Origin of the sequence: Kitasatospora gansuensis, assembly GCF_014203705.1 — a bacterium.
GTDB classification, from domain to species: domain Bacteria; phylum Actinomycetota; class Actinomycetes; order Streptomycetales; family Streptomycetaceae; genus Kitasatospora; species Kitasatospora gansuensis.
Genome location: NZ_JACHJR010000001.1, coordinates 2,166,620 through 2,193,230, shown reverse-complemented (window position 1 = coordinate 2,193,230; position 26,611 = coordinate 2,166,620). Strand labels below are relative to the sequence as shown.

Here is a 26,611-nt window from a genome sequence, read left to right as displayed (position 1 = left end):
GTCACTTACCACCCTCGAAGTGCTGGCCCTGAAAGTGAGGATTTTCCCAGATGACGGTGGCGCCCATGCCGAAGCCGACACACATGGTGGTCAGGCCGTAGCGGACGTCGGTGCGCTGCTCGAAGCTGCGCGCCAGCTGGTTCATCAGGCGCACGCCCGAGGAGGCCAGCGGGTGGCCGAACGCGATCGCGCCACCGTACGGGTTGACCCGCGGGTCGTCGTCGGCGATGCCGTAGTGGTCGAGGAACGCGAGCACCTGGACCGCGAACGCCTCGTTGACCTCGAAGGCCTGGATGTCATCGATCGTCAGACCGGCCTTGGCCAGCGCCTTCTCGGTCGCCGGCACCGGGCCGATGCCCATGACCTCGGGCTCGACACCCGCGAAGGCGTACGAGACCAGACGCATCTTGACCGGGAGACCGAGCTCCTCGGCGACGTCCTCGGCCGCGAGCAGCGAGGCGGTCGCACCGTCGTTCAGACCGGCCGAGTTGCCCGCGGTGATGTTGCCGTGCGGGCGGAACGGGGTCTTCAGACCGGCCAGCGACTCCATCGAGGTGCCCGGGCGCATCGGCTCGTCCGTGGTCGCCAGACCCCAGCCGGTCTCGCCGGCCTCGGGGTTGGTGTTGCGGATCGTGATCGGCACCAGGTCCGGCTGGATGTCGCCGTTGGCGTACGCCTTGGCGGCCTTCTCCTGCGAGCGGACCGCGTACGCGTCGCAACGCTCCTTGGTGATGTGCGGGAACCGGTCGTGCAGGTTCTCCGCGGTCATCCCCATGAACAGGGCGGACTCGTCGACCAGCTTCTCCGAGACGAAGCGCGGGTTCGGGTCCACGCCCTCGCCCATCGGGTGCCGGCCCATGTGCTCGACGCCACCGGCGACCACGATGTCGTACGCGCCGAAGGCGATGCCGCCCGCGGTCGCGGTGACGGCGGTCAGCGCACCGGCGCACATCCGGTCGATGGAGTAGCCGGGGACCGACTTCGGCAGACCGGCCAGCAGCGCGGCGGTCCGGCCGATGGTCAGGCCCTGGTCGCCGATCTGGGTCGTGGCCGCGATGGCGACCTCGTCGATCCGGTCGGTCGGCAGGCTCGGGTTGCGGCGCACCAGCTCACGGATGCACTTGACGACCAGGTCGTCGGCGCGGGTCTCGTGGTAGATGCCCTTCGGGCCGGCCTTGCCGAACGGGGTGCGGACGCCGTCAACGAAGACGACATCCCTCGAGGTACGAGGCACGGGGCTCTCCTCCCAGGGGACATGACGTTGGGTGGCAGACCACGTCCCATGACGGAGCGGCTCTGCTTCACCCGCCATGCTACCCGCCGGTAACTACCTTGCCCATAGCCGCCACCCCATGTGTCTCCCGTCACCACTTCTTCTGCGGGATCGGGCATCCCAACAGGGGCGCGGGGAACTGCGCGAATACGGAAGGGCAGCACCTGCACCCGGGCTCGACGACCCAGTTGCACGTGCTGCCCTTTCGTAACGCTCGCGGCTACTCCTGCGGAGCCACCGGAACCCGCGCGTTCACGAACGCCTCCGCGATCACCGGCGCGACCAGGTCGACCTGCCACTGGCGGGCGCCCAGCCCCCGCAGGGCCGCGCCGACCGACGCTGCGTCAGGCGCGACCGGCGGCTCCCAGGAGACCCGGCGGACCAGGTCGGGGGTGATCAGGTTCTCGGCCGGCAGGCTGTGCGTCTCGGCGAGCTCGGAGACCGCCGCCCGGGCCCCGGAGAGCCGGGCCGCCGCCAGCGGGTCCTTCTCGGCCCAGGCGCGCGGCGGCGGCGGACCCTCGTGCGGCGCGGTGGACGGCGGCAGCTCGGCCTCCGGGATCTCCCGGGCCCGCTGCAACGCGGCCATCCACTGGTCCAGCTGACGACGGTTCACCCGCGGGCCGAAGCCCTGGACGGCCTGCAGCGCCGGGACGTTCAGCGGCATCGCCAGCGCGGCGTTCACGATCGCCACGTCGGAGAGCACCCGCCCGGGCGAGACGTCCCGCTCGCGGGCGATCCGGTCGCGGGCGAGCCAGAGCTCGCGGACCGCGACCAGCTGCCGACGGCGGCGGACCTTGTGCAGCTGGGAGGTGCGGCGCCACGGGTCGGTCCTGGGAGCGGGCTTGGGGGCCGCGACGATCGACGCGAACTCCTCCTTCGCCCAGCCGAGCTTGCCCTGGGCGTCCAGCTCCTGTTCGAGTGCGTCGCGCAGCTCGACCAGCACCTCGACGTCCAGGGCGGCGTAGCGCAGCCACGGCTCGGGCAGCGGGCGGGTGGACCAGTCCACCGCCGAGTGCTCCTTGGCCAGCGACAGGCCGAGCACGTTCTCGGTCATCGGGCCCAGGCCGACCCGGGGGAAGCCCGCGATTCGTCCGGCCAGCTCGGTGTCGAACAGCTCCCGGGGCTTCATGCCGACCTCGGCCAGGCACGGGAGGTCCTGGGACGCGGCGTGCACCACCCACTCGGCGTCGGCCAGTGCCTCGCCGAGCTCGGAGAGGTCGGGGCAGGCGATCGGGTCGATCAGCGCGGTGCCCGCACCGGCCCGGCGGAGCTGGATGAGATAGGCACGCTGGCCGTAGCGGTAGCCGGAGGCCCGCTCGGCGTCGACAGCAACCGGGCCGGTACCCGCCGCGAAGGCGGCGATGGTCGCGGCGAGCGCGGTCTCGTCCACCACGACGGGCGGGAGCCCCTCCCTCGGTTCGAGGAGCGGAACCGGGGCTGTCTCTTCTGGGATGGCTACGGCGTCGGTCACCCACCAAGGGTACGACGGCACCCGCACACCGGAAGGTCCTCGGACTGGTCAGCTACCTTCCCGACATATGCCAGGGCACACGCCAGGGGCTCGGGGAACTGCGACGCCGACCTCGTACAAGGTGATCCGTGCGTAGCTGGCCAGGCACTTTCGTGGTGACTCGAACGCCAGACATCCTCGCCCACGCGGCGGAGCCGCACATCAGCAGAGCCCCGAGCCCCTGGACCGTAGATGCTCGAGGACCTGCAAAAAGGCAGGGGCCCGGAGGAAACGTTCCTCCGGGCCACCACCTGCGATGCTTCCGGGCCGGGGACCGGCTGACGGAGTGTCGGCTGACCAGGGCTCAGGGGCCAGGGCTCAGTGGATGATGCCGGTGCGCAGCGCCACCGCCACCATGCCCGCCCGGTCACCGGTGCCCAGCTTGCGGGCGATCCGGGCCAGGTGGCTCTTCACGGTGAGTGCGGAGAGGCCCATGGCCACGCCGATCGCCTTGTTGGACTGGCCCTCGGCGACCAGCCGGAGCACCTCGACCTCGCGGCCGGAGAGCTCCCGGTAGGTGGTGGGCTGGACTCCCGGCGCCCCGGGGGCACCGGGCGCGCCCGGAGCTCCGGCCGCACCGGGCATCCCCGGCATGCCGGGCCGCCGCATCCGGCCGGCCAGGCCGCCGGCGCCGATCGGCAGACCGGGGCGGCCGGGCATGGCCACGTTGGTCCGGGTACCGGTGACCACGTAGCCCTTGACGCCACCGGCGAGCGCGCTGCGCACCGCGCCGATGTCGTCGGCGGCCGACAGGGCCAGGCCGTTGGGCCAGCCCGCGGCCCGGGTCTCGGCCAGGATGGTCAGGCCGGAGCCGTCCGGGAGGTGGACGTCGGCGACGCAGATGTCACGCGGGGTCGAGACCCGGGGGCGGGCCTCGGCGATGGAGGAGACCTCGATGACGTCCCGGACACCGAGCGCCCAGAGGTGCCGGGTGACGGTGTTTCGGACGCGGGGATCAGCGATGACCACCATGGCGGTGGGCTTCGTCGGACGGTAGGCGACCACGCTAGCGGGGTGTTCGAGAAGGACCGACACCGTGCCTCCTGGGGGGAGTGGCGGACGGAACCCCGATGGGGGCGGTCGGAGTGTTCCGCGTTTGGAAAGGGTCACAGACACCTTCGGCATCATCAGTGCCCGGCTTTAGCGAAAGATCACGATCTGGTGAGTAACAATACGGACAAATCGCGCAGGTGACTGATACGACATGCCCGGAAATCGAACGAAATCGGTCATGTTCGGTACCCGGACGACCGGCTTCGGGCAGTCAATTGACAGTGCGCGCAGCACAAGTCACGCCCTGTCAGCCTTGGGGGTGGTGTTCGGCCGCTCCACGGCCCGAAACACCCCTGCAGGGGAGAGCGCGAGGTGTCAGTGGGAGCGCGGACGGCGCCGCGCGGGCATCGGGACCACTCCGCCGAGTGACGGCGCGTCGGGCAGCGAGAGCGGCGCCGGTGTGGTCGGCGGCAGTCCGGCGCAGACGCAGAGCAGGTCGGCCCAGGCGGACAGGTGCCGGTCGAACCGGCCGTCGGCCGGGGTCCAGGAGGCCCGGATCTCGATCTCGGTGGACGGCTCGCGCTCGCCGAGGCCGCCGAAGTACTGGGAGGCGCACCGGGTCACGGTGCCGCTCGGTTCGACGTACCCGGCGCCGTGCGCGTCCAGTGCGTCGGTCAGCCAGGCCCAGCCGACGTCCGAGAGCATCGGGTCGCCCGCCATCTCCGGCTCCAGCTCGGCCCGGGTCATCGAGACCAGCCGGAACTCGCCGTTCCAGGCGTCCTGCCCGGCCGGGTCGTAGAGCAGCACCAGCCGGCCGTCGGCCAGCTCCTCGCCGTCCACCTCGACCGTCGCGGTGAGCGCGTACGCGAACGGAGCCATCCGCCGGGGTGCCGGAGCAGGGGAGAGCTCGATCTCGGGGCGCAGTCTCGCCCCCGCCAGCGCCTCGACCGCATCGCGGAACTCGATCGGCGCCGACTCCTTACCTGTTCCGCCACCTTGTGCGGGGTGCCCGCCGACCGCTGCCATGACCGAGAGCCTAGGTCGGCCGGGCCCGCATTCCGAGTAATTTCCGCCGGTGTGGCGTGACGGTTGTCCGATCGTGCCCTGAGGTTGGTCCTGGAGGAACCCACGACCGGCTGGTGACGGCCGGGCCGGGGGCGCGTGCGAAGATTTGGGCGTGAGTGAGACAACCGCAGCCCAGTCCGGTCAGCAGCCCGCCGCGCGCCGTGGCGCCGCGTACGACTCCGCGTTCCTGCGCGCCGCCCGCCGGGAGCCGGTGCCGCACACCCCGGTCTGGTTCATGCGCCAGGCCGGCCGCTCCCTCCCCGAGTACCTCAAGGTGCGCGAGGGCATTCCGATGCTCGACTCCTGCATGCGGCCCGAGCTGGTCAAGGAGATCACCCTGCAGCCGGTCCGCCGGCACAAGGTGGACGCGGCGATCTTCTTCAGCGACATCGTGGTGCCGCTCAAGGCGGTCGGCATCGACGTCGACATCAAGCCCGGCGTCGGCCCGGTGATCGCCGACCCGATCCGCAGCTTCGCGGACCTGGAGCGGCTGCGCCCGCTGGAGCCGGCCGACATGCCGTACATCACCGAGGCGGTCGGCCTGCTGGTGGACGAGCTCGGCTCGACCCCGCTGATCGGCTTCGCCGGTGCCCCGTTCACGCTGGCCAGCTACCTGGTCGAGGGCGGCCCGTCGAAGAGCCACGAGAAGACCAAGGCGATGATGTACGGCGCCCCCGAGCTGTGGGCCGCGCTGGTCGACCGGCTCGCCGACATCACCTCGATGTTCCTGAAGATCCAGATCGAGGCGGGCGCCTCTGCGGTCCAGCTGTTCGACTCCTGGGTCGGCGCGCTCGCCCCTGCGGACTACCGCCGCTCGGTGATGCCCGCCAGCACCAAGGTGTTCGACGCGGTCGCCGGGTACGGCGTGCCGCGGATCCACTTCGGGGTCGGCACCGGCGAGCTGCTCGGCCTGCTCGGCGAGGCCGGTGCCGACGTGGTCGGCGTCGACTGGCGGGTGCCGCTGGACGTGGCCGCCGAGCGGGTCGGCCCCGGCAAGGCGCTGCAGGGCAACCTCGACCCGGCGGTGCTGTTCGCCCCCACCGAGGTGGTGGAGGCCAAGGCCCGCGAGGTGCTGGACGCCGCCGCGGCCGTGGGCGACACCGGCCACATCTTCAACCTCGGCCACGGCGTGATGCCGAGCATGGACCCGGACGCGCTCAGCCGCCTGGTCGCGTTCGTCCACGAGGCCAGCGCGCGCTGAACCACCGGCCCGGCCGACGGCCCGTCGCCCTGACGGATCGTCGGCCGGGCTTCGCTCACTCCGCAGGCTCCTCCGGCGTGGCCCACGGGTCGGCCTCGGTGACCGGCACAGCGGGCGCGGCCGGCCGGGCCCCGGCGCGGCGGCGCAGCCACCAGAGCAGCCCGCCGACCGGCGCCAGCACCAGCAGGAACGGCGCGCACGCCGCGATCGCGATCAGCAGGCCGCGGACGATCGCCACCAGCACGTTCCAGCCGCCGCCCAGCGCGCCGCCGACCGAGCCCCAGAAGCCCTGCTCCTCCTTCTTCCCGGTCGTCGGCGCCGGGCCGGACTCGGCGTACACCTGGAGCGTGATGGTGGACAGCGAGGTACGCGCCGCAAGCCCCTGCTGACGCTGCTGCAGCGACTCCAACTCGGCCTCACGGCGGCTCAGTTCGCTCTCCAGCGAGACCACCTCGGCCAGCGTCTTGGCTTCCGCCATCAGTTTCCTGACCCGGTCCACGCTGGCCTGCTGGGTCTTCAGCCGGCTCTCCACGTCGGCCACCTGCTGGGTCAGGTCGTCCGCCTGGCTGCTTCGTGACAGCACCTCGCCCAGCCCGGCCAGCCGGTCCAGACTCTGCTGGTACGCCGCCGACGGCACCTTGAGCGTCAGCCGCGCGTCGGTCGGGACGCCGTCCCCCGCCGTGCCGCTCCCGCCCTTGCCCCCGCCGAGCTGCTCGCCCGCGACGTAGCCGCCGGCCGTCGTGGCCAGCGTGCGGGCCTGCTCCAGCGTCCTGGCCATCTCCTTGCTGCGCAGCGTGAGCTGGGCCGTGTACGCGATCAGCCGGGGGGCCGTCGCCGCCGTGCTCCCCTCGGGCGCGACGGAGGCCCCGCCCGCGCCCGGCTTGGCGTCCCCCGCGGCGGCCGGGGCCGCGCCCTCGGCCACCTTCTGGGTCTGTGCCTGCGGCGCGGCCATGTCCGCCGAGCCGGCCTTGCCGTCGCCCCCGCTCGCGCCGCACCCGCTCAGCAGGACCGCCGCCGTGGTGGCCGCCCCCGCCATCGCCAGTGCCGCCCGCCGTCTTCCGTACCCCGTGCCTGCCATGGTCCGAATCCCTCCCCGAGCCGCTGTCGTCCTGCCTTGGACGCACGGTGCTCCGGCCGGGATCCGCTCCGGTGATCGCAACTCGGTCACAGGGCGGTCGCGTTGTGGTCAGCGACCGGCGAGCCGCGTCCGCTCAGCGTGGCGGTTCTGTGCCAGGCTGAACCCATGAGCGTGTTGCCGGACTGGATGCACCCACCGCGCGAAGAGGGCTGGTTCGCGGAGGACCTCGACAGCCTGGCCGAGGCGCCTCGGCACACCGAACTGATCGACGGAGCGCTGGTCTTCATGACGTCCCCACAGCGGGCCTGGCACGGACGGATCGTGACGGCCCTGACGGTCACTCTGGGCGACCTGGCGCCGGAGGGGGTCAGCGTCGAGCGCGAGATGACGATCCACCTGGACCGGCGGAACCGGCTGGAGCCGGACCTGCTGGTCACCACGGCCGAGTTCGATCCGGACCGTACCTGGTTCGCGCCGTCCGACGTCCTGCTGGTGGTCGAGGTGGAGTCGCCGGAGTCGGCGCACCGGGACCGTACGGTGAAGCTCCGCAAGTACGCCGAGGCCGGGATCGGCCACTACTGGCTGATCGAGCGGGAGAACGACCTGCCGGTGGCCCATGTCCACGAGCTCGACGTGCCGACCGGCGACTACGTGCCCGTGGGCATCTTCCGCGGGACGCTGGCCCGGCCGGTGCCGTTCCCGGTGACCGTCGACCTCGCCGCACTGGTGACCGGGCGACGCCCTGATTGATGGGTTTTGCGGCGGCTCTGCGAGACTGCCAGGCATGGCAGAGACGCGGGTCGTGGTGATCGGTGGCGGTATCGCGGGGCTGACCGCTGCGTGGCTGGCGAGCGGGGCGGCGAAGGTCACCCTGCTGGAGGCGAGTGGCCGGTTCGGCGGCAAACTGTGCGGCGGCGAGGTCGGTGGGGTCCGGGTGGACCTGGGGGCCGAGTCGATGCTCGCGCGGCGGCCGGAGGCGGTGGAGCTGGCCCGCGAGGTCGGGCTGGCGGAGGAGCTGGAGCCGCCGAGCACGGCGCAGGCGGCGATCTGGACCAGGGGGGCTCTGCGGCCGCTGCCCAGCGGGCAGTTGATGGGCGTGCCGGGGGACCTGACGGCGCTGGCGGCCTCCGGGGTGCTCACCGCCGAAGGGGTGGCGCGGGCCGGGCAGGAGGGCGAGGCCGAGGTCGGGGCGGACGTCTCGATCGGGGCGTACGTGGCGGCGAAGCTGGGCCGTGAGGTGGTGGACCGGCTGGTGGAGCCGCTGCTCGGCGGGGTGTACGCGGGGCACGCGGACGAGATCTCCTTGCGCGCCGCCGTCCCGGCGCTGCTGCCGATCGCGCAGCGGGGCGGTTCGCTGGCCGCCGGGGTGCGCGAGCTGATCGCCCGTCCGGGCAGCGGCGGCCCGGTCTTCCAGGGCCTGCGCGGCGGTCTGGGCACCCTCCCGGAGGCGGTCGCCGCGGCCTGCCGGAAGAACGGCGCCGAGCTGCGCACCGACAGCCCGGTGCAGGAGCTGCACCGCACCCCCGAGGGCTGGCGGGTCGTCAGCAACGGTGAGGTGCTGCACGCCGACGCGGTGATCCTGGCGGTGCCCGCCCCGCAGGCGGCGAGCCTGCTGGCGGCCGAAGTCCCCGCTGCGGCCGCCGAGTTGGACACGGTGGAGTACGCGGGCATGGCGCTGGTGACGATGGCCTTCCGCCGGGCCGACCTGGACACGGTGCTGTCCGGCAGTGGCTTCCTGGTGCCGCCGGTGGACGGCCGGGCGATCAAGGCGTCCACCTTCTCCTCCAACAAGTGGGGCTGGCTGGAGCGTTCGGCGCCGGACAGCTTCCTGCTCCGGACCTCGCTCGGACGGCACCGGGAGGAGGCCGCGCTCGGCCTCCCGGACGAGGAGCTGGTGGCCCGTTCACGGGCCGCGCTGGCCGACGCGGTCGGCCTGCACGCGAAGCCGTACGACAGCGCGGTGACCCGGTGGGCCGGCGGCCTGCCGCAGTACCCGGTCGGGCACCTGGACCGGGTGGCCCGGATCCGGGCGGCGGTGGCCGGGATCGGCGGGCTGGCGGTCTGCGGGGCGGCGTACGACGGGGTCGGCATCCCGGCCTGTGTCGCCAGTGCCCGCCGCGCCGTCAACGAGGTGTTGACCCCGGGCGCCGGTGCGCCCGTCACGGAAGGGAGAATGGGCGCATGACTGAGTCCACTGAACAGCAGCCCGCGAAGAAGAAGGCCCGCGACCTCAACCAGGTCATCCGCTACACCATGTGGTCGGTGTTCAAGCTCAAGAGCGAGCTGCCCGAGGACCGGACCGCGCTGGCCGCCGAGGTCGACGAGCTGTTCGCGCAGCTCGCCGCCAAGGACGTCACGGTGCGCGGCAGCTACGACGTCTCCGGTCTGCGGGCCGACGCGGACCTGATGATCTGGTGGCACGCCGAGGACTCGGACGACCTCCAGGAGGCGTACAACCGCTTCCGCCGCACCGCGCTCGGCCGCACGCTGGAGCCGGTCTGGTCGAACATGGCGCTGCACCGCCCGGCCGAGTTCAACAAGTCGCACATCCCGGCGTTCCTCGCCGACGAGGAGCCGCGCGAGTACGTCTGCGTGTACCCGTTCGTGCGCTCCTACGAGTGGTACCTGCTGCCGGACGACGAGCGCCGCGCGATGCTCGCCGAGCACGGCAAGATGGCCCGGGGATACCCCGACGTGCGGGCCAACACGGTGGCCTCGTTCGCGCTCGGCGACTACGAGTGGCTGCTCGCCTTCGAGGCGGACGAGCTGCACCGGATCGTCGACCTGATGCGCGACCTGCGCCCGTCCCGGGCCCGGCTGCACGTCCGCGAGGAGGTCCCGTTCTACACCGGCAAGCGCAAGCCGATCGCGGACCTGCTCAACGGCCTGGCCTGAGCCACAGCCCGCCGTTCCCTTGGGAGCGGCGGGCTCAGTTCCGCAGCGCCGCCCGCAGGCGGGCGTCCGGCAGGGCGGCCGGGCCCACCACGGCGACGGCGGTGAGGAGTTCGCGTTCGGCCGCGTCGGGCAGGCCCGGCGGCGGTTCGCTCGGGCCGGCCTGCTGGGGGAGCCGGGCGGCGGTCAGCAGGTCCTGGCCGGCCGGGGTGGCCCAGCGGGTGTACGGGCGGACGTCCACCCGGGCCATCAGCAGGGTGCCGCTGGTCAGGATGATCGGAAGCGAGAACCAGGCCACCGCCGACCCGGCGTCACCGGTGCCGGGGGCCGCCACGGCCAGCGCGGCGCCGAGCAGGGCGACCGACAGCAGCAGCGCCTGCCGGACCTGACGGACCGCCAGGGAGGTGTTCTCCCGGACCATCGGCGGGGTGGCCAGCCCGGCCTGCACCAGGCGTCCGCCGATCTCCAGCACGATCGGGTGCTCCGCCAGCCGGTCCCGGAGCTCGCCGGTGCGGCACTGCCCCTCCGGGCCGATCGCGGTGATCAGGGCCCGCTCCAGCCGGCTCCGGCCGTGCGGATCGACCACCGAGGTCCAGCCGGTGTGGGCCAGGTGCAGCCGTCCCCGGCCGGTCATCAGCACCAGGGCCAGCTCGACCACCCGGACCGGGCCGCCGGCCAGATAGGCGGTCTCGTAGAGGCCCACCCCGACCGGGTCCACGGGGTGCGAACGGGCCGACCCGGCCAGCGAGTCCGCGGTGGCTGCGGCCCGGACCAGCCGCAAGCAGGAGAGTACGGCCGCGAGCAGGGCAGGGACGAGCAGGAGCAACCACATGGCCTTGTTCTAGACCGGTACCCGGGTCGGTGGAAAGGATTCCCGGACTGCGGTACCGAACTGTGACTGTCCGTTCGGTCCGTGGACGGCCCGCCGCCGGGTCAGTCGCCGCCCCCGCCGGAGCCCCCGCCGGCGCCGCAGCTCGAACCGCAGCCGTCGGCGCCGCCCGGGTCCGGTGAGCCGACGTCGCCGTACGCCGTCCCGGCCCCGCCGAGGTCGGCCGACCAGTCGGCGGGGTCGTCCGCCAGGGTGCCGTACAGGACCAACTCGGCGAGGGCGACGCCCAGTTGCTCGCCCGCGTTCGGCGCCGAGCCGAGCGGTGGGGTGCTCGGGCGGGCGGTGCCGGTGCGCAGGTGGTCCAGTTGCCGGTGTCCGGCCCGGGTGATCCGCCCCCGGCCGGGGGCGGTGCGGCACTGCCAGAGCAGGCCGGCGGGCAGCAGCACCAGGAAGGCGAGCAGGGGCAGCAGGCCGTCACCGGGGGTGAGCAGCCGCCGGGTCACGGCGACTGCCCCGAGCGCGGCCCCGACGCCGAGGGCGCCGAGCAGCAGCCGGTTCGCCCGGAGTGCCGACCGCTGCTGCCGGGGCTGGTGGAGCAGGCCCCGGTCGGTCAGCCGTCGGTCGATCCGGTGCAGATGACGGCTGGTCAGCACGGCCCGCCGCAGGGTGGCCAGGTGGGCCCGTCCGGTCGGGCCGACCACCCGGATCAGGTCGGCCTCGATCGGTTCGTGCGAGGTGCGGTCGGTCAGGGTGGCCTGGCCGGAGCGGGGCACGATCAGCCGCCCCTCCTGCTCCATCCGGGCGATCACGGTGTCGGCCACCCGGGCCGGTCCGCCGGCCAGGTAGGCGGCCTCCAGCAGCGGCAGCCCGTTCTGCGGTCGGCGCGGCGGGTTCCCGGGGCGCCTGAGCCGCCGGGTGGTGACCGTGGACCAGAGGCCGGTGACGGCCACCAGCCCTGCTGCGACGCTGAGTTCGACGTACTCCATGCGGATCGTCCCCCCGTTGGTGTCGGCCGGTCAGCCGCCGCAGCTGCTGCCGCCCCCGCAGCTGCTCGACGAACCGCAGCTGGAGCTGCTGGAGGATCCGCAGCTGGAGGAGCTGCTGGACGAGCCACAGCTGTTGCTGCTCGAGGAACCGCAGCTGGAGGAGGAACCGGAGTCGCCGGAGCTGCTGCCCGGGTCGCCGGAGGAGCACCAGGTGGTCGCGCTGCCGGAGTCGCTTGAGGACGAGTTCGAGGAGGACGATCCTGCGGTCTGACGGGCCATCAGCGTGGCCCGGAGCTCCTCGTCCTCCAGTGCACCCACGCCCTCCAGCGCCAGGGCACCGACCACCGCGGCGCCGCCGATCAGCGCCAGGTCGTGCGGCTCCCACGGGCGGGAACCGGTCCGCATCAGCTCCAGCTGCCGGACCCCCGCCGGGGTGATCCGGCTCCGCTCGGGCCGGGTGGCGGCCAGCCAGAACAGGCCGAGCAGCAGCAGGCCGAGGAACGGGAAGAACGGCGCGACCTCGGTGCCCTGCTCACTGACGGACGCCCCGAACCACTGGAACGCGGACACCACCCCGAGGACGATCACCGCGAACTCGGCGAACCAGAGCAGCTTCCGGGCGTTCACCGCCTTCCGGTACAGGTCGGGCCGCCGCATCAGCCCTCGGGCGGCCAGGCCGTCGCCGATCCGCTGGACGTGCTCACTGCGGCTCACCGTCCGCCGCAGGGTGGACAGTTCGACCCGGCCGGACGCACCCGCCGCGGTGATCAGCACCGCCTCGACGACGTCCCGGGCGTTCCGATCGGTCACCGTGACCTGGCCGGACCGGGAGACGATCAGCCGCCCCTCCTGCTGCATCCGGACCACCACGGTGTCGGCCACCCGGGCCGGTCCGCCGGCCAGGAAGGCGGTCTCCAGCAGCGGCAGCCCGCGGCCGGGCAGGCCCTGGGGCTGCGGAACGTGGCGCAGGCGGCGCAGCGCGCGCGACGCATTGAGGCCGGCCGGCAGCAGGGCGGCGGCCGCGAAGGCGTATTCGGTGTACCACATGGACTTTCCCCCGTGTCTCAGTTCTTTCAGTGCTCAGCTTTTGTGGGTGCCCGGAAAAAGGCGAAAGTGCCTGACCACCTACGCGACGATCACCTTTTCCGAGGTCGGCGTCGCAGTTCCCCGAGCCCCTGGTGGTTGATGCCCGGAGAGCGGTCAGCGTCGCCACCAGTGGCGCTTGGGGTGGAGGTGGCGTTCCAGGGCGGGGCGCCAGGTGGCGGTGGGGTCGGCGGTGAGGGCCCAGGTGGCGAAGGTGCGGGCGTCGGTGCGGTAGCCGTCGGTCATCGGGTGGGCGGCGGCGTAGCGGAGGAAGAGCGGGCCGTACTCGTGACCGAGGATCCGTTCCAGTGCCGGGTCGACCCGGGCCACGGTGTCGCGGCGCTTGGTGGCCAGGCCGTGGATCTGGATCCGGATCTGCCGTTCGTCGAACCCGGCCGGGACCGGTCCGCCGGCCACCAGGGCGGCGAGCAGTTCGCTCTGTCGCCCGGCCAGCCGGGCGCGGGCCGGCGCCAGGTCCGGTTCGCCGGCCCTGATCAGGTACTCGTCGTGCTCAGACATGGTGCGGCGCCCCTTCCAGGACCCGGCGGATCGCGTCCAGTTCGCCCGCCAGCTCGGCGGGCGGCGGGTAGTTGTCGTCCCGCTCCAGCAGTACGCCGGGCGGCACGGCCCGGGCGCGCAGTTCGGCCAGTACGGCCAGCACCGGTTCGGTGACCGGGTGGGCGTGGGTGTCGTGCCAGACGCCGTCCCGCTCGACGCCGCCCGCGACGTGCACGTAGGCGAGCGCCTCCAGCGGGAGACGGTCCAGCTCGGCGGCCACGTCCAGGCCGAGGTTGACCCGGTTGGTGTGCAGGTTGGCCACGTCGATCAGCAGCCGGACGCCGGTCCGCTCGACCAGCTCGGCCAGGAACTCGCCCTCGGTCAACTCGTCCTCGGGCCAGGCGAAGTGGGCCGCGATGTTCTCCAGCGCGAGCGGCACGGGCAGCTCCTGCTGGGCGATCCGGACGTTCTCCGCGATCACCCGCAGGGCGTCCCGGGAGCGCGGCACCGGCAGCAGGTGCCCGGCCTCCCGGCCACCGGCCCGGACGAACGCCAGGTGCTCGGTGACCAGCGGCGAACCCAGTGCCCCGGCGGTCAGCGCGAGCCGCTCCAGCCGTGCCCGGTCCGGGAGTTCGGCCCCGCCGAGGCCGAGCGCGACCCCGTGCGGGACCACCTGGACGCCGCGCTCGCGCAGCACCCGCAGCGACTCGGGCAGCCGGCCGTCCCGGAGCTCGTCCGGGCAGAGGTTCTCGGCGACCACCTCGACCCAGTCCAGGCCGGGCAGCCGCTCGACCACGGTGTCGATCTCGGAGCGCCAGCCGATGCCGACGCCGAGCGAAATGGCTGTCATGTGTTCCGCCCCCTTCGGAGGGCTCGCCGAGATCCGGCGTGACGTCAGATTTGTGGGGAGCGGCGGCGTCCTCGCGCGCCGTCCCGTTGCTAGAGGGTGTATCCCCGGGCGTCCGTTGCCAACCCGGGAAAGGCATTCTCAGAGCTGAACTTGAGCTTTCTTCAGCTCACCCGAATATTCAGTGGCCGGTGGGCGGACGGCACATTACCGTGAACCGCATATGACTATGATCATCCGTGACTTCCGCCCCTCCGACGCCCAGGCCGCCTCGGCCTCCTACAGCGCCGGCCGCCCGCATCTGCTGATGACCCCGGAGGCCGTCCTCCACCTGGTCGCCAGTGCCACCCCCGAGCAGCACTACCGGCTGCTGGTGGGCGAGTTGGACGGCGAGGTGGTTGGCTCCGGACGGGTCGGTGTGCACGCGTTCAGCAGCACCAAGGGCCAGGGCTTCGCCAACCTGAGCGTCAACCCGGAGGCCCGGGGCAAGGGCGTCGCGACGGCCATGCTGGCCGCCGCCGAGCGGCACCTGGCCGAGCACGGGGTGTCCGTGATCCGGGCCTGGGTGGACGACGTGCCCGACTCGGTCGCCTTCGCGGAGCGGCACGGCTATGTGCGCGGCCGCAGCGCCCACTTCGCCCACCTGGACCTGACGGCGGGTCTGCGCCCGGTGCCCGAGCTGCCCGCCGGGGTCGAGCTGCGCACCGCCGCCGACTACCTCGACGACCCGCGCCCGCTCTACGTGGTCGACGTCGAGGGCACCCAGGACGAGCCGGGCGACGTCGACCTGTCCGACCTCGGCTACGAGGAGTGGCTGGAGGAGGTCTGGGAGCGCCCCGACCTCGACCGCGAGCTCACCACCGTCGTGGTGGTGGACGGCCGGGCGGCCGCCTTCAGCGCGGTGCACAGCGACGGCGGCACCCGCTACTGGTCCGCCTTCACCACCACCTCGGCCCAGTTCCGCGGCCGCGGCCTGGCCAAGCTGGCCAAGACCGACTCCCTGCACCGGGCGGTGGCCCGCGGCTGCACCGACGCGTACACCAGCAACGACGCCACCAACGCCCCGATGCTGGCCATCAACGACTGGCTCGGCTACCGGCGTTGCGCGAGCGAGTGGGCGTACACCAAGGAGATCTGACGCCGGATCGGAAGGGGCTGCCGGGGGCGGCCCCTTCCGTGTGCCCGGGTTCAGGACTCACGGCTCAGGCGATCTGCACCCCGTGGGCGCGGGCCAGGCCCGCCAGGCCGTCGGACCAGCCCTGGCCGACGGCGCGGAGCTTCCAACTGCCCTGGTGGCGGTAGAGCTCGGCGACCAGCATGGCCGCGACCTCCGGGTCGGCGGGCGGCCGGAACGCCCAGGCGGAGCCGTCCGCCGCACGGACCGTCAGCTCCGGTGTCAGCAGCTCGGCGCAGGTGGCGGTGGAGTCGGCGTCCATGTTCACCGAGACCGCGACCCGCTCGATCCCGGCCGGGAGGCCGGGCAGCCGGACCGTCGCCGTCTCGCTCCGCCGCCCGTCGGCCGGCTCCTTCGGACGCAGCGTCACGGCGCCGTCCGGGTCGGTCGGCTGGTGGTAGAAGACGAAGTCCTCGTCGTTGCGGACCACGCCCGCCCCGGTGAGCAGCAGCAGCGTCAGATCGGCTTCGGGGCCGCCCGCGTCGAAGCGGACCGACAGCTCGGCGAGGCCGCCGGCCGGCAGCAGCACGTTCTGCCCGGGCAGCAGGTTGACCGGCTCCGGCCGGGGGAGGAGCACGGTCGGCTCCTGCCCCGACGGCTCGAGGCCCTCCCTCGGCAGCAGTACGGTCGGCTCGGCCGGGTCCGGGCGCTGCGCGGGCCCGGGCGTGCCGCCGAGCCGGCCGGCCAGGCCGTGCTCGTGCAGCAGTCCGATCAGCATCGGCCCGTCCACCAGGGTCAGCGGCTTGCCCTTGACCCAGCGGTGCGAGTCCGGGCCGAAGCCGGCCGTGGTGACCAGGATGCCCTTGGTCGCCCCGTGGTGGACCCGGGTGGCGTCCAGGTCGCGGACGGCCGTCGGGTCGACCGTACGGCGGTACCGCTTGGCCTGGATGACGATCCGTCCGCCCGTCACCGGGTCGGGGTCCTCGGCGATCACGTCCACGCCCTGGTCGCCGCTGCGGGCGGTGGTGCTGGTGCGGAAGCCACGCCGCCGGAACAGTTCGGCGATCAGCTCCTCGAAGGCGATCGGGTCCATCTCGAAGAGGTCCGGCTCCTCCGCCTCGGCGGCCGGTGGCTGCCAGCTGCCGACCTCCTCGGCCAGCCGGTCCGTCTTCACCGGCTCCAGCTTCTCCGGACGGGCGGACAGCCGCCCGTGCAGGCCGTCCAGCAGGCAGTCCACCGGCGCCACCCGGTCCAGCGCGACCGCCCGGAAGTCCTCCCGACGGACCGTCAGCGCGACCAGGTACCGCTGCTCCTCCCGGCCGCTGGCCGGATCGGTGCCCTCGACGTACCCGTTCAACACCACCGACTCGACCCGCTGCCCGTCGTCGGTCCGGTACAGCTCGGCGAGCACCCGCAGCGCGCACTGCGCGAGCAGCTCGCGGTAGAGCGCCTTCCGCTCGGTCGCGGGCCGGGCGACCTCGGCCTCCCGGTCGTCGTTCTTGACGTACCGCACCCGGGTCACCGCCGGGACCACCTCGAAGCCGGGCAGCTCCCAGTCCACCACCAGCTGCCGGGCCGCCGCGTCCCAGCCGACCGTGCCGCCGCGCGGGAAGTCCTCCGGCCAGTCCGTCCCGCTCTGCAGCGCGGTCTCGAACAGCTCGGCCATCGCACCGGCGCTCCCGCTCGCCAGCTCGGCCGCCAGCCTGGCTCCCTGGCCGGCCCGGTCGGCGGCCAGCCGGTGGTGCTCGGCGGCCCAGGCGTCGTACTGCGCCCGGTAGTCGGCGAGCCGCCGGAGCCGCTCCTGCTCGGCGGACTGCGCCGCGTGCCAGTCGTGCTCGAACCGGGCCCTGGCGTGCGCCGCCTGCTCGTCGTACTGCCGCCGGGCGGCCGGGTTGAGCGCCTGCACGCCGGTCAGCGGGGGGATCAGGTACCAGTTCTGGTCCGGCATCGGCACCGGCCGGCCGAGCTGCCCCGGGTCGAACGGCGCGGGCTGGAACGACCCCTGAAGGTCGGTCAGCCGGAACGGCCGCCCCGCCAGCCCGGCGGCCAGCACCCCGCGCAGCTCCGCGACCCGCTCGTCCAGCTCCGCCGTCCGGCGGGCGGCATCGGCCTCCCGGCCCTGCTGGTAGGCCCGCAGCGCCTCCTTCTCACCCTGCGCGGCCGCCCGCTGGGCCTCGCGCTGGGCCCGTTCGTACTGCCGCTGCGCGTCGACCGCCGCCCGCCGCTGGGCCTCCTGCTGCCGGCCCTGCTGCCGCTGGGCCTCCGCGATCATCGCCAGCACCCCGGAGTTGTGCCGCCCGGCCATCTTGTACCCCTCCCCGACTGACTGATGATCAAGTCTGGCACGGGAGTGCGGGTACGCAGAAGGCCCGGGGCCGTTGCGCCCCGGGCCTTCGGACCGTCCTACTCCGCCGGACGCAGCGTCAGCGAGATGCTGTTGATGCAGTACCGCTGGTCGGTCGGGGTGTCGTAGCCCTCGCCCTCGAAGACGTGGCCCAGGTGACCGCCGCAGCGGGCACAGCGGACCTCGACCCGGCGCATGCCGAGCGTGCTGTCCTCGATGTACTGGACCCGGTCCTCGGCCAGCGGCGAGTAGTAGGACGGCCAGCCGCAGTGGCTGTCGAACTTGGTCTCGCTGCTGAACAGCTCGGACCCGCAGGCCCGGCAGCTGTACACGCCGACCGTCTTGGTGTCGGTGTACTCACCGACGAACGGACGCTCCGTCCCGGCCTCGCGCAGTACGTGGTACTCGGCGGGGCTGAGCTGCTCGCGCCACTCGGCGTCGGTCTTCTCGATCTCGTAGCTCACGGTCGCTCCTCCAGATGGTCAGGCAGAGGGTGCAACGCCCGCGAGGCACGCCACGATTTCCGGCCCCAGGTTGGTCACGTCACCGGCGCCCATGGTGAGCAGCAGATCGCCCGGACGGGCCAGCCCGGCCAGCACCCCGGGAGCGGCGGCGAAGGTGTGCTCGGCCCGGACGTCGGCCCCGGCCCGGCGGGCCGCGTCGATGATCAGCTCGCTGGTGACGCCGGGGACCGGGTCCTCCCGGGCGGGGTAGATGTCCAGCACCACCGAGGCGTCGGCCAGCGCCAGCGCCTGGCCCATCTCCTCGGCCAGCTGCTGGGTCCGGCTGAACAGGTGCGGCTGGAAGACCACCAGCACCCGGCCCTCGGTCGCCTCCCGGATCGCCTCCAGGTCGGCCACCATCTCGGTCGGGTGGTGCGCGTAGGAGTCGATCACCTGGACGCCGCCCGCCTCGCCCTTGAGCTGCAGCCGCCGGCGGACCCCGGTGTAGGCGCCGAGCGCCTTGGCCAGGTCGTCCGCCGGGACGCCGAGCGCGACCCCGGCGGCCAGCGCGGCCACCGCGTTGTGCGCGTAGTGCCGCCCGGGCACCGAGACGGTGAAGGTCAGCTCGGTGCCGCCGATCAGCACGGTGACCTCGCTGGTCATCCCGTGCGGGCGCACCGCGAGCACCCGGACGTCGGCGTCCTCGGCCGCGCCGTAGGTCACCACCCGGAGCCCGTCCAGTCCGCGCACCCGGCCGGTCAGCTCCCGGGCGCCCTCCTGGTCGGCCGAGACCACCAGGGTGCCGCCGGGCACGATCCGGCCGACGAAGGTCTCGAACGACTCGTGGATCTCGTCCATCGAGGCGTAGTTGGCGTGGTGGTCCAGCTCCACGTTGAGGATGATCGCCACCTCGGGCGCGTACTTGTGGAAGCTGCGGTCGCTCTCGTCCGCCTCCGCCACGAAGATCTCGCCCGTGCCGTGGTGGGCGTTCGAGCCCGGCGCGTCCAGGTCGCCGCCGATCGCGTACGAGGGCTCAAGGCCCAGCTCGGCCAGGCTGACCGCGAGCATCGAGGTGGTGGTGGTCTTGCCGTGCGTACCGGCCACCGCCAGCGCCCGGCGGCCGCCCATCAGCGCGGCCAGCGCGTCCGAACGGTGCACCACCGGGATGCCGCGCTCGCGGGCGGCGGCCAGCTCCGGGTTGTCGGCCCGGATCGCGCTGGAGACCACCACGCTGCTCACCCCGGCCGGCACGTTCTCGGCGGCGTGGCCGACCGCGACCTGCGCGCCGAGCGCCCGCAGCGCGAGCACCGTCTCGGACTCCTTGGCGTCGCTGCCGGAGACCCGGGCGCCGCGCACCGCGAGGATCTTCGCCAGTCCGGACATGCCCGCGCCACCGATGCCGATGAAGTGCGGGGCGTGCAGGTCGTGGGCGGCGTCGTTCAAGGAGGTCTCCGTACCTGAGGGATTCGGGGGCAAGGACGAATCGTCCTCGCGGGCGTTCCGCAAGGACGATTCTGCACTACCGGCGAGGTGGCTCAGGAGTCGCTGGCGAACAGCTTGAGCACCGGGACACCCACCTTGTGCCGGGCCCGGGAGGCCCAGTCACGGTGGAAGAACTCCTCCACGAAGTGCGGCGAGGTCAGCACCAGCACCTCGTCCGCGCCGGTCGCCTCGACCACGGCCCGCAGCTTGTCCAACGGGTGCTCCTCGACCAGCTCGCCGACCGCCTCGGCACCCGCCTCGCGCAGGTGGCGCAGGCTGTGCTCCAGTGACTCGCTCGCCAGGGTCGGGTGTTCCGTCTCGTCGTGCTCGTGCACCGCCTTGTCGAGATGGCCGAGTGCCACGTCGTCGAGTGCGCGGAGCAACTCGTCCTGCTTGCCGCGCGGTTGCATCAGGACGACGAAGGAGACCTTCTCCTCGCCGTGGAGCGTGGTGACCAGCTCCACGTCGGCGTCGGAGAGTGCCTTTTCGATCATCAGTACGGTCTTGAACACGTGAGTCCCTTCGCAGTTGCAGGCCCCCGGGTCCGGTGTCCCTTCCCATAGTGCCCGGAGGATGCTTTCCTCACGCTGCGCACGCGCCACATGGGCCACGTGCGCGTCGGATCACTGGTCACTGGGAAGAGGGGGACGGTCCGGCCGGCCGCAGGTAGCGGGTGAAGAGGAAACCTTTCTGCTCGATCAATGAGACCAGTCGCATCGACTGCGTGTCAGACATTTCCGCATTATGGAGGATTCGTGGCGCGTCGCCCCCGGTGAGCAACGGGGCCAGCGAGAGGCAGAGTTCGTCCAGCAGCCCGGCCGCCGTCAGCTGCCCGAGCAGCCGCGGCCCACCCTCCGTCAACTGCCTGGTCCAGCCCCGCTCGGCGAGCGCCGCCAGCGCGGCCGGCAGGTCCACCGACCGCTCGCCCGCGACGATCAGGTCGGCCACCTTCGCCACCTCCCGGCGGGCCTCGGCGGGCGAGTCCTCGGTGGTGATCACCACCGTCCGGACCAGCGGATCGGTGAACAACGGCGTGGTCAGCGCCAGCCCGAGACTCCGGCTGACCACCGCGATCGCCGGGGCGGGCCGCTGCCCGGCCGCCGCCCGGGCCGCCGCGAACTCGGCCCGCGCCCGCGCGGGCCGGTACCCCTCGGCCCGGACCGTCTCGGCCCCCACCAGCACCACGTCGCTGAGCGCCCGCAGAACACCAAAGATCCGCTTGTCGGCGTCCCCTGAGAGCCCCTCGGAGAGCCCCTCCAGCCGGGCCGCGCCGTCCAGCCCGGACACCATGTTGGCCCGCAGCCACGGTCGGCCGTGGTTCACCTGGTCGGGGTACGCGTAGACCTCGGCGAGCGCCTCCAGGGAGTGGAGATCGTCGTGCCGGTTGCCGGACGGGCTGATCAGCTGCTGCATGAGTTCGAGTCTTCCACGGCAAGTACCCTCTACTAACGTGCCCGCAGCCTCCCGCCCCGATGCCATAGCGACCGCGACGCCTTCCGCGTCCCCTCTCGCGCTCACCGACCGCCGGCCGGTCGTCCCGGCCGAACGCCTGGTCGCCGAGATGGTCCCGCCGCCGCGCTTCGCCGGGGTCAGCTTCGGCAGTTACCTGCCCGACCCGACCCAGCCCAGCCAGTACGAGGCGGTCCAGGTCCTGGAGGAGTTCGCGGCCGGGATCTCGGCGGCGGCCGTTCCGGCGAAGAAGGGCTGGTTCCGCCGTTCGGCCCCCGCCCCGTCCGGCCCCGCCGGGGTGTACCTGGACGGTGGGTACGGCGTCGGCAAGACCCACCTGCTCGCCTCGCTCTGGCACGCCACCCCCGGGCCGAAGGCGTTCGGCACCTTCGTCGAGCTGACCAACCTGGTCGGCGCGCTCGGCTTCCAGCAGGCCGTGCAGACCCTCTCCGGCCACCGGCTGCTCTGCATCGACGAGTTCGAGCTCGACGACCCGGGCGACACCGTGCTGGTCTCCACCCTGCTCGGCCGTCTGGTCGAGAACGGCGTGAAGCTCTGCGCCACCTCCAACACGCTGCCCGAGAAGCTCGGCGAGGGCCGGTTCGCCGCCGCCGACTTCCTGCGCGAGATCCAGGGCCTGTCCTCCCACTTCCGCCCGCTCCGGATCGACGGCCAGGACTACCGCCACCGCGGCCTCCCGGCCGCCCCGCCGCCGTACACCGACGCCTTCGTGGATGAGCGGGCGGCCGCCACCCCGGGAGCGGCCCTGGACGACTTCGGCGCGCTCCTTGAGCACCTGAAGGCCGTCCACCCCAGCCGCTACGGAGCGCTGCTGGACGACGTCCAGGCCGTCTTCCTGCGCGGCGTCCACCAGGTCGACGACCAGTCGACGGCGCTGCGCCTGGTGGTCCTGGCCGACCGGATGTACGACCGAGAGCTGCCGATCACCGCGTCGGGCCTGCCGTTCGACCAGGTCTTCCCCGAGGAGCTGCTCAAGGGCGGCTACCGCAAGAAGTACCTCCGCGCCGTCTCCCGCCTGGTCGCCCTGGCCCGCGACAGTGCCGCCTAGGCACACGCTTCGGAAGGCAGGGCTCGGGGAACTGCGACGCCGACCCTTGCAAGGTGATCCATGCGTAGCGGGTCAGGCACTTTCGCAGTGACCCGCACGCCAGATCTCCTCGCAGTTCCCCGAGCCCCTGGACCGTAGATGCTTGGGCGCCCTGCGCAGGCGCAGCGGTGTGACGTACGTCACCACGAACCGAGAACCCGCAGCTCGGATCGGGCGTCTGGCTGGTGTGAGAACACGCAGGAGAGCACTGGACGAGCTGGACGAGGAACGCCTCCTCCGGCTGGTCGCGAAAGGCGACCGCGCGGCGTTCGACGAGCTGTACCGCCGTACGTCGCCGTGGCTGGCGGTTCGGCTGCGCCGCCGCTGCGCGGACGAGCAGGTCGTCGCCGAGGTCATGCAGGAGACCTACCTGGCGGTGTGGCGCGCGGCCGGGGCGTTCGCCGGCAGCGCGGTCGGCGGGAGCGCCGTCGGATGGCTGTGGACGATCGCGGCCCGCCGCCTCGTCGACGCGTTCCGCCGCCGCGCCCACCACGCCGAGCCGCCGGTCGCCGCCGCCGAACGGGCCGTGGTGCCCGCGGCCGAGGAAGAAGCCCTGGCCGGGACGGTCGGCGGGGACGTCGGCGACGCCCTGCGGCGGCTGGCGCCGGAGCTCCGGCAGGTACTGCAGGCCACGGTGCTCGACGGGCTCTCCGTCCGGGAGACCGCCGTCCTGCTCAGACTCCCCGAGGGCACGGTCAAGACCCGCGCCCGCCGGGCCAGGATCGCGATGCGGGAGGCACTGGCATGAGCGTGGAACACGCGTCGGCGCAGCTGATCGGCGACTACGTACGCGGCGAGGCGGAGCTGCCCGCGGACACCCTGTGGGCCCTGGAAGCCCACCTGGAAGGGTGCGCGCAGTGCCGAGCCCGTCTGGCGGCCACCGAGGCACCCGGCCTGGCCACCCTGCTCGACACCGTCCGGGCCGGTCTGGAACCGCAGCTGGCCGCGGCAGTCCAGGCGCCCTCGCGGCGCCGGCGTCCGCGATGGGTGTCGGCCTGGCTGACACCGGTGCCGGCCCCGTGGCTGGCGATGACCGTCGGCGTCACCCTGCTGGCGCTGCTGCTGGACGAAGCCGGGCCACTGGATCTCTTCGGTGGCACCCCGCTCCTGCTGCTGACCGCCCCCGTACTGCCGCTCTGCGCCGTGGCCGCCTCCTGGTCGCGCGGTCTGGACCCGGCGTACGAAATCACCGCCTCGACCGCCCGGGCCGGGCTGCCGCTGCTGCTCAGACGGACCACGGCGGTCCTGGTCACCGTCCTGCCGCTGCTGCTGGTGGCGGGCCGGCTGACCGGGGCCATGACGGCCGCGCAGTGGCTGCTGCCCTCGCTGGCGTTCACCTCGGCGGCCCTGGCGCTGGGCAGCGTGATCGGGGTGACCCGGGCCGCCGCCGCGCTGGTGGCCGCCTGGGGTGCAGTCCTCGCGGTGTCCGTCTGGGCCGGCGGCAGTGCTCCGCTCACCCTGCGGTCCGAGCAGCTGCCCCTGTGGGGGCTGGTCCTCGCGCTCGGCTGCGGCGCCGTGATCGCCCGCAGGGGCGCGTACGCGGTGCCGCGAAATCTTCGTTGACCCTCCGCCCTTCGAAAGGGACCTTCGTATGACACGCACGACGGGCGCGACCGACCTCGCGCCGAGGACCTATGCCTGGGAGATCCGGGCCAGCGGCCTGCAGGTGCGGGCCGGACGGAAGAAGATGGCCGTCGACGGGCTCGACCTCTCGCTGGGCATCGGTGCCCACGGCCTGCTGGGGCCCAACGGGGCCGGCAAGACCACCCTGATCCGGGCGCTGGCCACCGTGCTGCGCCCGGCCGGGGGCGAACTGGAGCTGCTCGGCAAGTCGATGAGCGGCCTCGGCGACCTCCGGGCGCTGCGCCGCCGGATCGGTTACCTGCCGCAGGAGTTCGGCTACTACAAGCGCTTCACGGTGCGTGAGTTCGTCGAGTACATGGCCTGGTTGAAGGAGGTTCCGAAGGCGGACATCCCCGGGGCCGTGCAGCGCGCCGTGGAACGGGTGGGCCTGGCGGACCGCGCCGACCACCGGATGAAGACCCTGTCCGGCGGCATGGTGCGGCGGGCGGGCATCGCCCAGGCCATCGTCAACGACCCCGACCTGCTGCTGCTGGACGAGCCGACGGCCGGGCTGGACCCGGCGCAGCGGCTCCGGTTCCGCGAACTGCTCCAGGAACTGGGCCGGGAGGCTTGCGTGATCGTCTCCACCCACCTGGTCGAGGACGTCGCGGCGGCCTGCTCCGACGTGGTGCTGTTCGCCGACGGCCGCCTGGTCTACCAGGGCACCCCGGAGGTGCTGGCCGCGGCGGGCGGCCCCGAGCACCCCGGCGACAGCCCGCTGGAGCGCGGCTACTCGGCGCTGCTCAGCCACTCCGAGCAGCCCGGGGGGACCTGGTGAACGGACGCGTACTGGGTATCGAGCTGAGGCGCTCGGCCGCCCCGTGGCCCGGGGTCCTGGTGCTGGCCGGCAGCCTGGCGGTGTTCTGCCTGATCGACGGGATCTGGTGGCGGGGCACCGCGGGGTGGACGGCGCAGTGGACCTCGATGGCGCTGTGGACCAGGAGCCTGCTGGGCTTCTGGTGGCCCCTCGTGGTGGGTCTCGGAGCGGTGTACGGGCTGCGCGACTCCCGCTCGCGGATGACCGAACTGCTGTCGACCACACCACGGCCGGCCTGGCGCCGTGCGGCGCTGCCCGCCGGTGCGATGGCGGTCTCGCTGGTGGCGGGCTTCGGTCTGCTGGTTCTGGTGGGCGGGGTCCAGGTGGGCCTCGGCGCCACCAGCTACCTGCCGCTGGGCTGGCTGCCGATCTCGCTGGTGGCGGCGCTGTCCCTGGTCGCCGGTGCCCTGCTCGGGATGGGTGTGGCGCGGGCTCTGCCCTCGGTTCTCACCCCGCCGGGCCTGGCGGTGTTCTTCCTGGCGATGACGGGCGCCCTGCTGCGGCAGAACAACGAGGGACTGCAGCCGTCGGGTCACGGATCGAACCGGCTCGGTCTGCTGTCGCCGACGACCGTGGAGCCCAGGGAGATGCTGCTGACCCTGTCCGGCTCGGTGCACCTCGGCCAGACGCTCTGGCTGCTCGGCCTGCTCGCCACCGGCTTCGCGCTGCTGGTGGCCGTGTCCCGACGGGCCCGGCTGCTCGCGGTGGTGCCCGTCCTGGCCGGTGCGGCGCTGGCCATGCTGATTCTTCCGGCCGCCCCGCGCGACACCTATGTGGTCGACCGGGCCGCCGCGAGTCCGGTCTGCGACGGTCCGGTGTGCGTGACGGAGGCGAACCGGTCCCGTCTGCCCGAGCTCGCGTCGAGCGGCCGGGAGGCGCTGCGCGTGCTGCACGAGGTCCTGGGCGACCAGGCGCCGACGTCGGTGCGGGAGGACACCACGCTGCGGGTGCTGGGCGGCGAACGCCTGCTCGCCGCCGACATGGTGCTGGTCGACTTCGACGAACGGCAGCTCGCCACCGCGACCGGCAAGGACCTGACCCGCGCGCTGATCGCCCAGGGGCTGGCACCGAACTGCGGCGGGAACAACGACCGCGAGGGTGGGGGGAGCGGCGACGTCGCCCTGCAGAGCATCGCCGCGAGCTGGGCGCTGCACGATCCGCGGATCCAGCCGCTGGAACAGAAGGGCAGCGACAGCTACTCGGTCAAGCTCTGGGCGGACGCCGAAGCCGCCTGGACGAAGCTGACGGCACTGCCGCCGGCCGAGCAGCGTACGCGGATCGCCGAGGTGCGCGCCGCCGCCCTCTCCTGCGCGCACTACCAGCGGCTGGCGGTTCTGACCGGGGAGGAGTCCCGATGAGGTGGCTGACGCTGTACGCCCGTTCACGGCAGGTACCGCTCTCGGCCGCCCTGGTCGCGCTCGTCACCCTGCTGGTCCGGTTCCTCGTCGACGGTGGCGTCGACGGTTCGGGGGACCAGCCGGTCGCGCTGCTGGTGCTCACCGCGAGCGTGGCGGCGGCCACCGTCGGGCTGGTCGGGCAGGATTCCGCGCTCGACCGGACGGCCGCGATCCGGTGGGTGCCCCGGCGGGCGGCGCACGTGCTGCTGGTCGGCGTGTTCGCCGGTGCGGCGCTGCTGGCGGTCCAGGCGGTGGGGCCGGAGCTCGCCACCACGGGGCTGGTGGTCCGGGCCTGTGCGGGTCTGGTCGGCCTGGCCGCGCTCGGGGCCACGCTGTGCGGGGCGCAGTACGCGTGGACCCTGCCGACCGGCTGGCTCGCGTTGGTCTTCTTCACCCCGCCGCTGCCCGGCACCCTCGGGGAGGCGGCCGGCTGGATGACCCTGACCCCCGCCACCACGGTGTCGACCGGGACCGCGTGGGCGCTACTGGCGGTCGGCACCCTGCTGTACGCCGTGGTGGGCCCGCGGCGGTGACGGCCGGGGGCACCGACCGAGCGCGTCTCACTATTGACGCAAAAAT

Annotated in this window: 24 protein-coding genes and 1 pseudogene; 11 read left to right on the top strand and 14 right to left on the bottom strand. The window is 73.2% G+C overall.

The window, feature by feature from the left end; translation table 11 throughout:
- Position 1: 1 nt before the first annotated feature.
- The 4 genes from F4556_RS09660 to F4556_RS09645 form a co-directional block, all read right to left on the bottom strand.
- A complete protein-coding gene (locus F4556_RS09660) occupies positions 2-1,234 on the bottom strand; it encodes a thiolase family protein (protein ID WP_184913416.1) in 1,233 nt (410 codons plus the stop codon).
- 259 nt (positions 1,235-1,493) lie between these two features.
- Positions 1,494-2,744, bottom strand: a complete 1,251-nt coding sequence (locus F4556_RS09655; RefSeq protein ID WP_184913414.1) for an HRDC domain-containing protein — start codon at positions 2,742-2,744, stop codon at positions 1,494-1,496.
- Between the two features lie 357 nt (positions 2,745-3,101).
- Entirely contained in the window at positions 3,102-3,818 is a 717-nt protein-coding gene (locus F4556_RS09650) for a response regulator transcription factor (protein ID WP_057229902.1), read from the bottom strand.
- A 333-nt stretch (positions 3,819-4,151) separates the two neighbouring features.
- Positions 4,152-4,802, bottom strand: a complete 651-nt coding sequence (locus F4556_RS09645) for a DUF3000 domain-containing protein (RefSeq protein WP_184913412.1) — start codon at positions 4,800-4,802, stop codon at positions 4,152-4,154.
- A 151-nt stretch (positions 4,803-4,953) separates the two neighbouring features.
- Here F4556_RS09645 and hemE point away from each other — a divergent pair, with 151 nt between their 5' ends.
- Complete coding sequence (gene hemE / locus F4556_RS09640; protein WP_184913410.1) at positions 4,954-6,042, top strand: uroporphyrinogen decarboxylase; 1,089 nt, start codon at positions 4,954-4,956, stop codon at positions 6,040-6,042.
- 55 nt (positions 6,043-6,097) lie between these two features.
- Here the strand turns inward: hemE and F4556_RS09635 are convergent, their stop codons facing one another.
- Positions 6,098-7,120, bottom strand: coding sequence for a DUF4349 domain-containing protein (locus tag F4556_RS09635; RefSeq protein WP_184913408.1), 1,023 nt, complete (start codon positions 7,118-7,120; stop codon positions 6,098-6,100).
- 165 nt (positions 7,121-7,285) lie between these two features.
- Between F4556_RS09635 and F4556_RS09630 the strand changes: the two genes are divergently transcribed.
- From F4556_RS09630 to hemQ, 3 genes are read left to right on the top strand one after another with little or no spacing between them, the layout of a single operon-like run.
- Positions 7,286-7,870, top strand: a complete 585-nt coding sequence (locus F4556_RS09630) for a Uma2 family endonuclease (protein WP_184913406.1) — start codon at positions 7,286-7,288, stop codon at positions 7,868-7,870.
- Positions 7,871-7,904: 34 nt separating this feature from the next.
- Positions 7,905-9,305 (top strand): protoporphyrinogen oxidase, encoded by a 1,401-nt coding sequence (gene hemG / locus F4556_RS09625; protein WP_184913404.1) that lies wholly within the window; start codon positions 7,905-7,907, stop codon positions 9,303-9,305.
- Entirely contained in the window at positions 9,302-10,015 is a 714-nt protein-coding gene (gene hemQ / locus F4556_RS09620; RefSeq protein WP_184913402.1) for a hydrogen peroxide-dependent heme synthase, read from the top strand. The genes hemG and hemQ overlap by 4 nt, the downstream gene beginning before the upstream one ends.
- A 34-nt stretch (positions 10,016-10,049) precedes the next feature.
- Here hemQ and F4556_RS09615 read toward each other — a convergent pair whose 3' ends face one another.
- From F4556_RS09615 to F4556_RS09600, 4 genes and pseudogenes are all read right to left on the bottom strand, one after another.
- Positions 10,050-10,844 (bottom strand): TIGR04222 domain-containing membrane protein, encoded by a 795-nt coding sequence (locus tag F4556_RS09615; protein WP_184913400.1) that lies wholly within the window; start codon positions 10,842-10,844, stop codon positions 10,050-10,052.
- Between the two features lie 101 nt (positions 10,845-10,945).
- Positions 10,946-11,827, bottom strand: a complete 882-nt coding sequence (locus F4556_RS09610) for a TIGR04222 domain-containing membrane protein (RefSeq protein WP_184913398.1) — start codon at positions 11,825-11,827, stop codon at positions 10,946-10,948.
- A gap of 30 nt (positions 11,828-11,857) precedes the next feature.
- Positions 11,858-12,874 carry a TIGR04222 domain-containing membrane protein gene (locus F4556_RS09605; RefSeq protein WP_184913396.1) on the bottom strand — a complete coding sequence of 339 codons (1,017 nt, stop codon included), beginning with the start codon at positions 12,872-12,874 and terminating at the stop codon, positions 11,858-11,860.
- Between the two features lie 162 nt (positions 12,875-13,036).
- Positions 13,037-14,258: pseudogene (locus tag F4556_RS09600) on the bottom strand (MbnB/TglH/ChrH family RiPP precursor modification enzyme); the annotation flags it as partial.
- Between the two features lie 220 nt (positions 14,259-14,478).
- Here F4556_RS09600 and F4556_RS09595 point away from each other — a divergent pair.
- Positions 14,479-15,393: a GNAT family N-acetyltransferase gene (locus tag F4556_RS09595; protein ID WP_184913395.1), complete on the top strand. Its 915-nt coding sequence runs from the start codon at positions 14,479-14,481 to the stop codon at positions 15,391-15,393.
- 64 nt (positions 15,394-15,457) lie between these two features.
- On the opposite strand, the gene F4556_RS39025 is transcribed toward F4556_RS09595, so the two are convergent.
- From F4556_RS39025 to F4556_RS09570, 5 genes are all read right to left on the bottom strand, one after another.
- Positions 15,458-17,674, bottom strand: coding sequence for a restriction endonuclease (locus tag F4556_RS39025; RefSeq protein WP_184913393.1), 2,217 nt, complete (start codon positions 17,672-17,674; stop codon positions 15,458-15,460).
- A 98-nt stretch (positions 17,675-17,772) separates the two neighbouring features.
- Entirely contained in the window at positions 17,773-18,177 is a 405-nt protein-coding gene (gene msrB, locus F4556_RS09585) for a peptide-methionine (R)-S-oxide reductase MsrB (RefSeq protein ID WP_184913391.1), read from the bottom strand.
- Positions 18,178-18,195: 18 nt separating this feature from the next.
- Positions 18,196-19,599 carry a UDP-N-acetylmuramate--L-alanine ligase gene (murC, locus tag F4556_RS09580; RefSeq protein WP_281403643.1) on the bottom strand — a complete coding sequence of 468 codons (1,404 nt, stop codon included), beginning with the start codon at positions 19,597-19,599 and terminating at the stop codon, positions 18,196-18,198.
- A 92-nt stretch (positions 19,600-19,691) separates the two neighbouring features.
- Complete coding sequence (locus tag F4556_RS09575; RefSeq protein WP_184913389.1) at positions 19,692-20,150, bottom strand: indole-3-glycerol phosphate synthase; 459 nt, start codon at positions 20,148-20,150, stop codon at positions 19,692-19,694.
- A gap of 118 nt (positions 20,151-20,268) precedes the next feature.
- A complete protein-coding gene (locus F4556_RS09570; RefSeq protein ID WP_184913388.1) occupies positions 20,269-21,051 on the bottom strand; it encodes a pyrimidine reductase family protein in 783 nt (260 codons plus the stop codon).
- Here F4556_RS09570 and zapE point away from each other — a divergent pair.
- The 6 genes from zapE (at position 21,050) to F4556_RS09540 (ending at position 26,565) form a co-directional block, all read left to right on the top strand.
- Positions 21,050-22,156: a cell division protein ZapE gene (gene zapE / locus F4556_RS09565; protein ID WP_184913386.1), complete on the top strand. Its 1,107-nt coding sequence runs from the start codon at positions 21,050-21,052 to the stop codon at positions 22,154-22,156. The genes F4556_RS09570 and zapE overlap by 2 nt on opposite strands.
- Before the next feature lie 226 nt (positions 22,157-22,382).
- Positions 22,383-22,943 carry an RNA polymerase sigma factor gene (locus tag F4556_RS09560; RefSeq protein ID WP_184913384.1) on the top strand — a complete coding sequence of 187 codons (561 nt, stop codon included), beginning with the start codon at positions 22,383-22,385 and terminating at the stop codon, positions 22,941-22,943.
- Positions 22,940-23,758, top strand: coding sequence for a zf-HC2 domain-containing protein (locus F4556_RS09555; protein ID WP_184913382.1), 819 nt, complete (start codon positions 22,940-22,942; stop codon positions 23,756-23,758). The genes F4556_RS09560 and F4556_RS09555 overlap by 4 nt, the downstream gene beginning before the upstream one ends.
- 28 nt (positions 23,759-23,786) lie before the next feature.
- Positions 23,787-24,596, top strand: a complete 810-nt coding sequence (locus F4556_RS09550) for an ABC transporter ATP-binding protein (RefSeq protein ID WP_184913380.1) — start codon at positions 23,787-23,789, stop codon at positions 24,594-24,596.
- A complete protein-coding gene (locus F4556_RS09545; RefSeq protein ID WP_184913379.1) occupies positions 24,593-25,993 on the top strand; it encodes a hypothetical protein in 1,401 nt (466 codons plus the stop codon). Before F4556_RS09550 ends, F4556_RS09545 begins: the two co-directional genes overlap by 4 nt.
- Positions 25,990-26,565, top strand: coding sequence for a hypothetical protein (locus tag F4556_RS09540; RefSeq protein WP_184913377.1), 576 nt, complete (start codon positions 25,990-25,992; stop codon positions 26,563-26,565). The genes F4556_RS09545 and F4556_RS09540 overlap by 4 nt, the downstream gene beginning before the upstream one ends.
- Positions 26,566-26,611 lie beyond the last annotated feature (46 nt).

Coding starts and splice junctions, on each gene's coding strand:
- F4556_RS09645 (WP_184913412.1), bottom strand. CDS start 4,802: ATGGCAGCGGTCGGCGGGCACCCCGCACAAGGTGGCGGAACAGGTAAG.
- F4556_RS09635 (WP_184913408.1), bottom strand. CDS start 7,120: ATGGCAGGCACGGGGTACGGAAGACGGCGGGCGGCACTGGCGATGGCG.
- F4556_RS09630 (WP_184913406.1), top strand. CDS start 7,286: ATGAGCGTGTTGCCGGACTGGATGCACCCACCGCGCGAAGAGGGCTGG.
- hemG (WP_184913404.1), top strand. CDS start 7,905: ATGGCAGAGACGCGGGTCGTGGTGATCGGTGGCGGTATCGCGGGGCTG.
- hemQ (WP_184913402.1), top strand. CDS start 9,302: ATGACTGAGTCCACTGAACAGCAGCCCGCGAAGAAGAAGGCCCGCGAC.
- F4556_RS09615 (WP_184913400.1), bottom strand. CDS start 10,844: ATGTGGTTGCTCCTGCTCGTCCCTGCCCTGCTCGCGGCCGTACTCTCC.
- F4556_RS09610 (WP_184913398.1), bottom strand. CDS start 11,827: ATGGAGTACGTCGAACTCAGCGTCGCAGCAGGGCTGGTGGCCGTCACC.
- F4556_RS09605 (WP_184913396.1), bottom strand. CDS start 12,874: ATGTGGTACACCGAATACGCCTTCGCGGCCGCCGCCCTGCTGCCGGCC.
- F4556_RS09595 (WP_184913395.1), top strand. CDS start 14,479: ATGACTATGATCATCCGTGACTTCCGCCCCTCCGACGCCCAGGCCGCC.
- F4556_RS39025 (WP_184913393.1), bottom strand. CDS start 17,674: ATGGCCGGGCGGCACAACTCCGGGGTGCTGGCGATGATCGCGGAGGCC.
- zapE (WP_184913386.1), top strand. CDS start 21,050: ATGAGTTCGAGTCTTCCACGGCAAGTACCCTCTACTAACGTGCCCGCA.
- F4556_RS09570 (WP_184913388.1), bottom strand. CDS start 21,051: ATGCAGCAGCTGATCAGCCCGTCCGGCAACCGGCACGACGATCTCCAC.
- F4556_RS09555 (WP_184913382.1), top strand. CDS start 22,940: ATGAGCGTGGAACACGCGTCGGCGCAGCTGATCGGCGACTACGTACGC.
- F4556_RS09550 (WP_184913380.1), top strand. CDS start 23,787: ATGACACGCACGACGGGCGCGACCGACCTCGCGCCGAGGACCTATGCC.
- F4556_RS09540 (WP_184913377.1), top strand. CDS start 25,990: ATGAGGTGGCTGACGCTGTACGCCCGTTCACGGCAGGTACCGCTCTCG.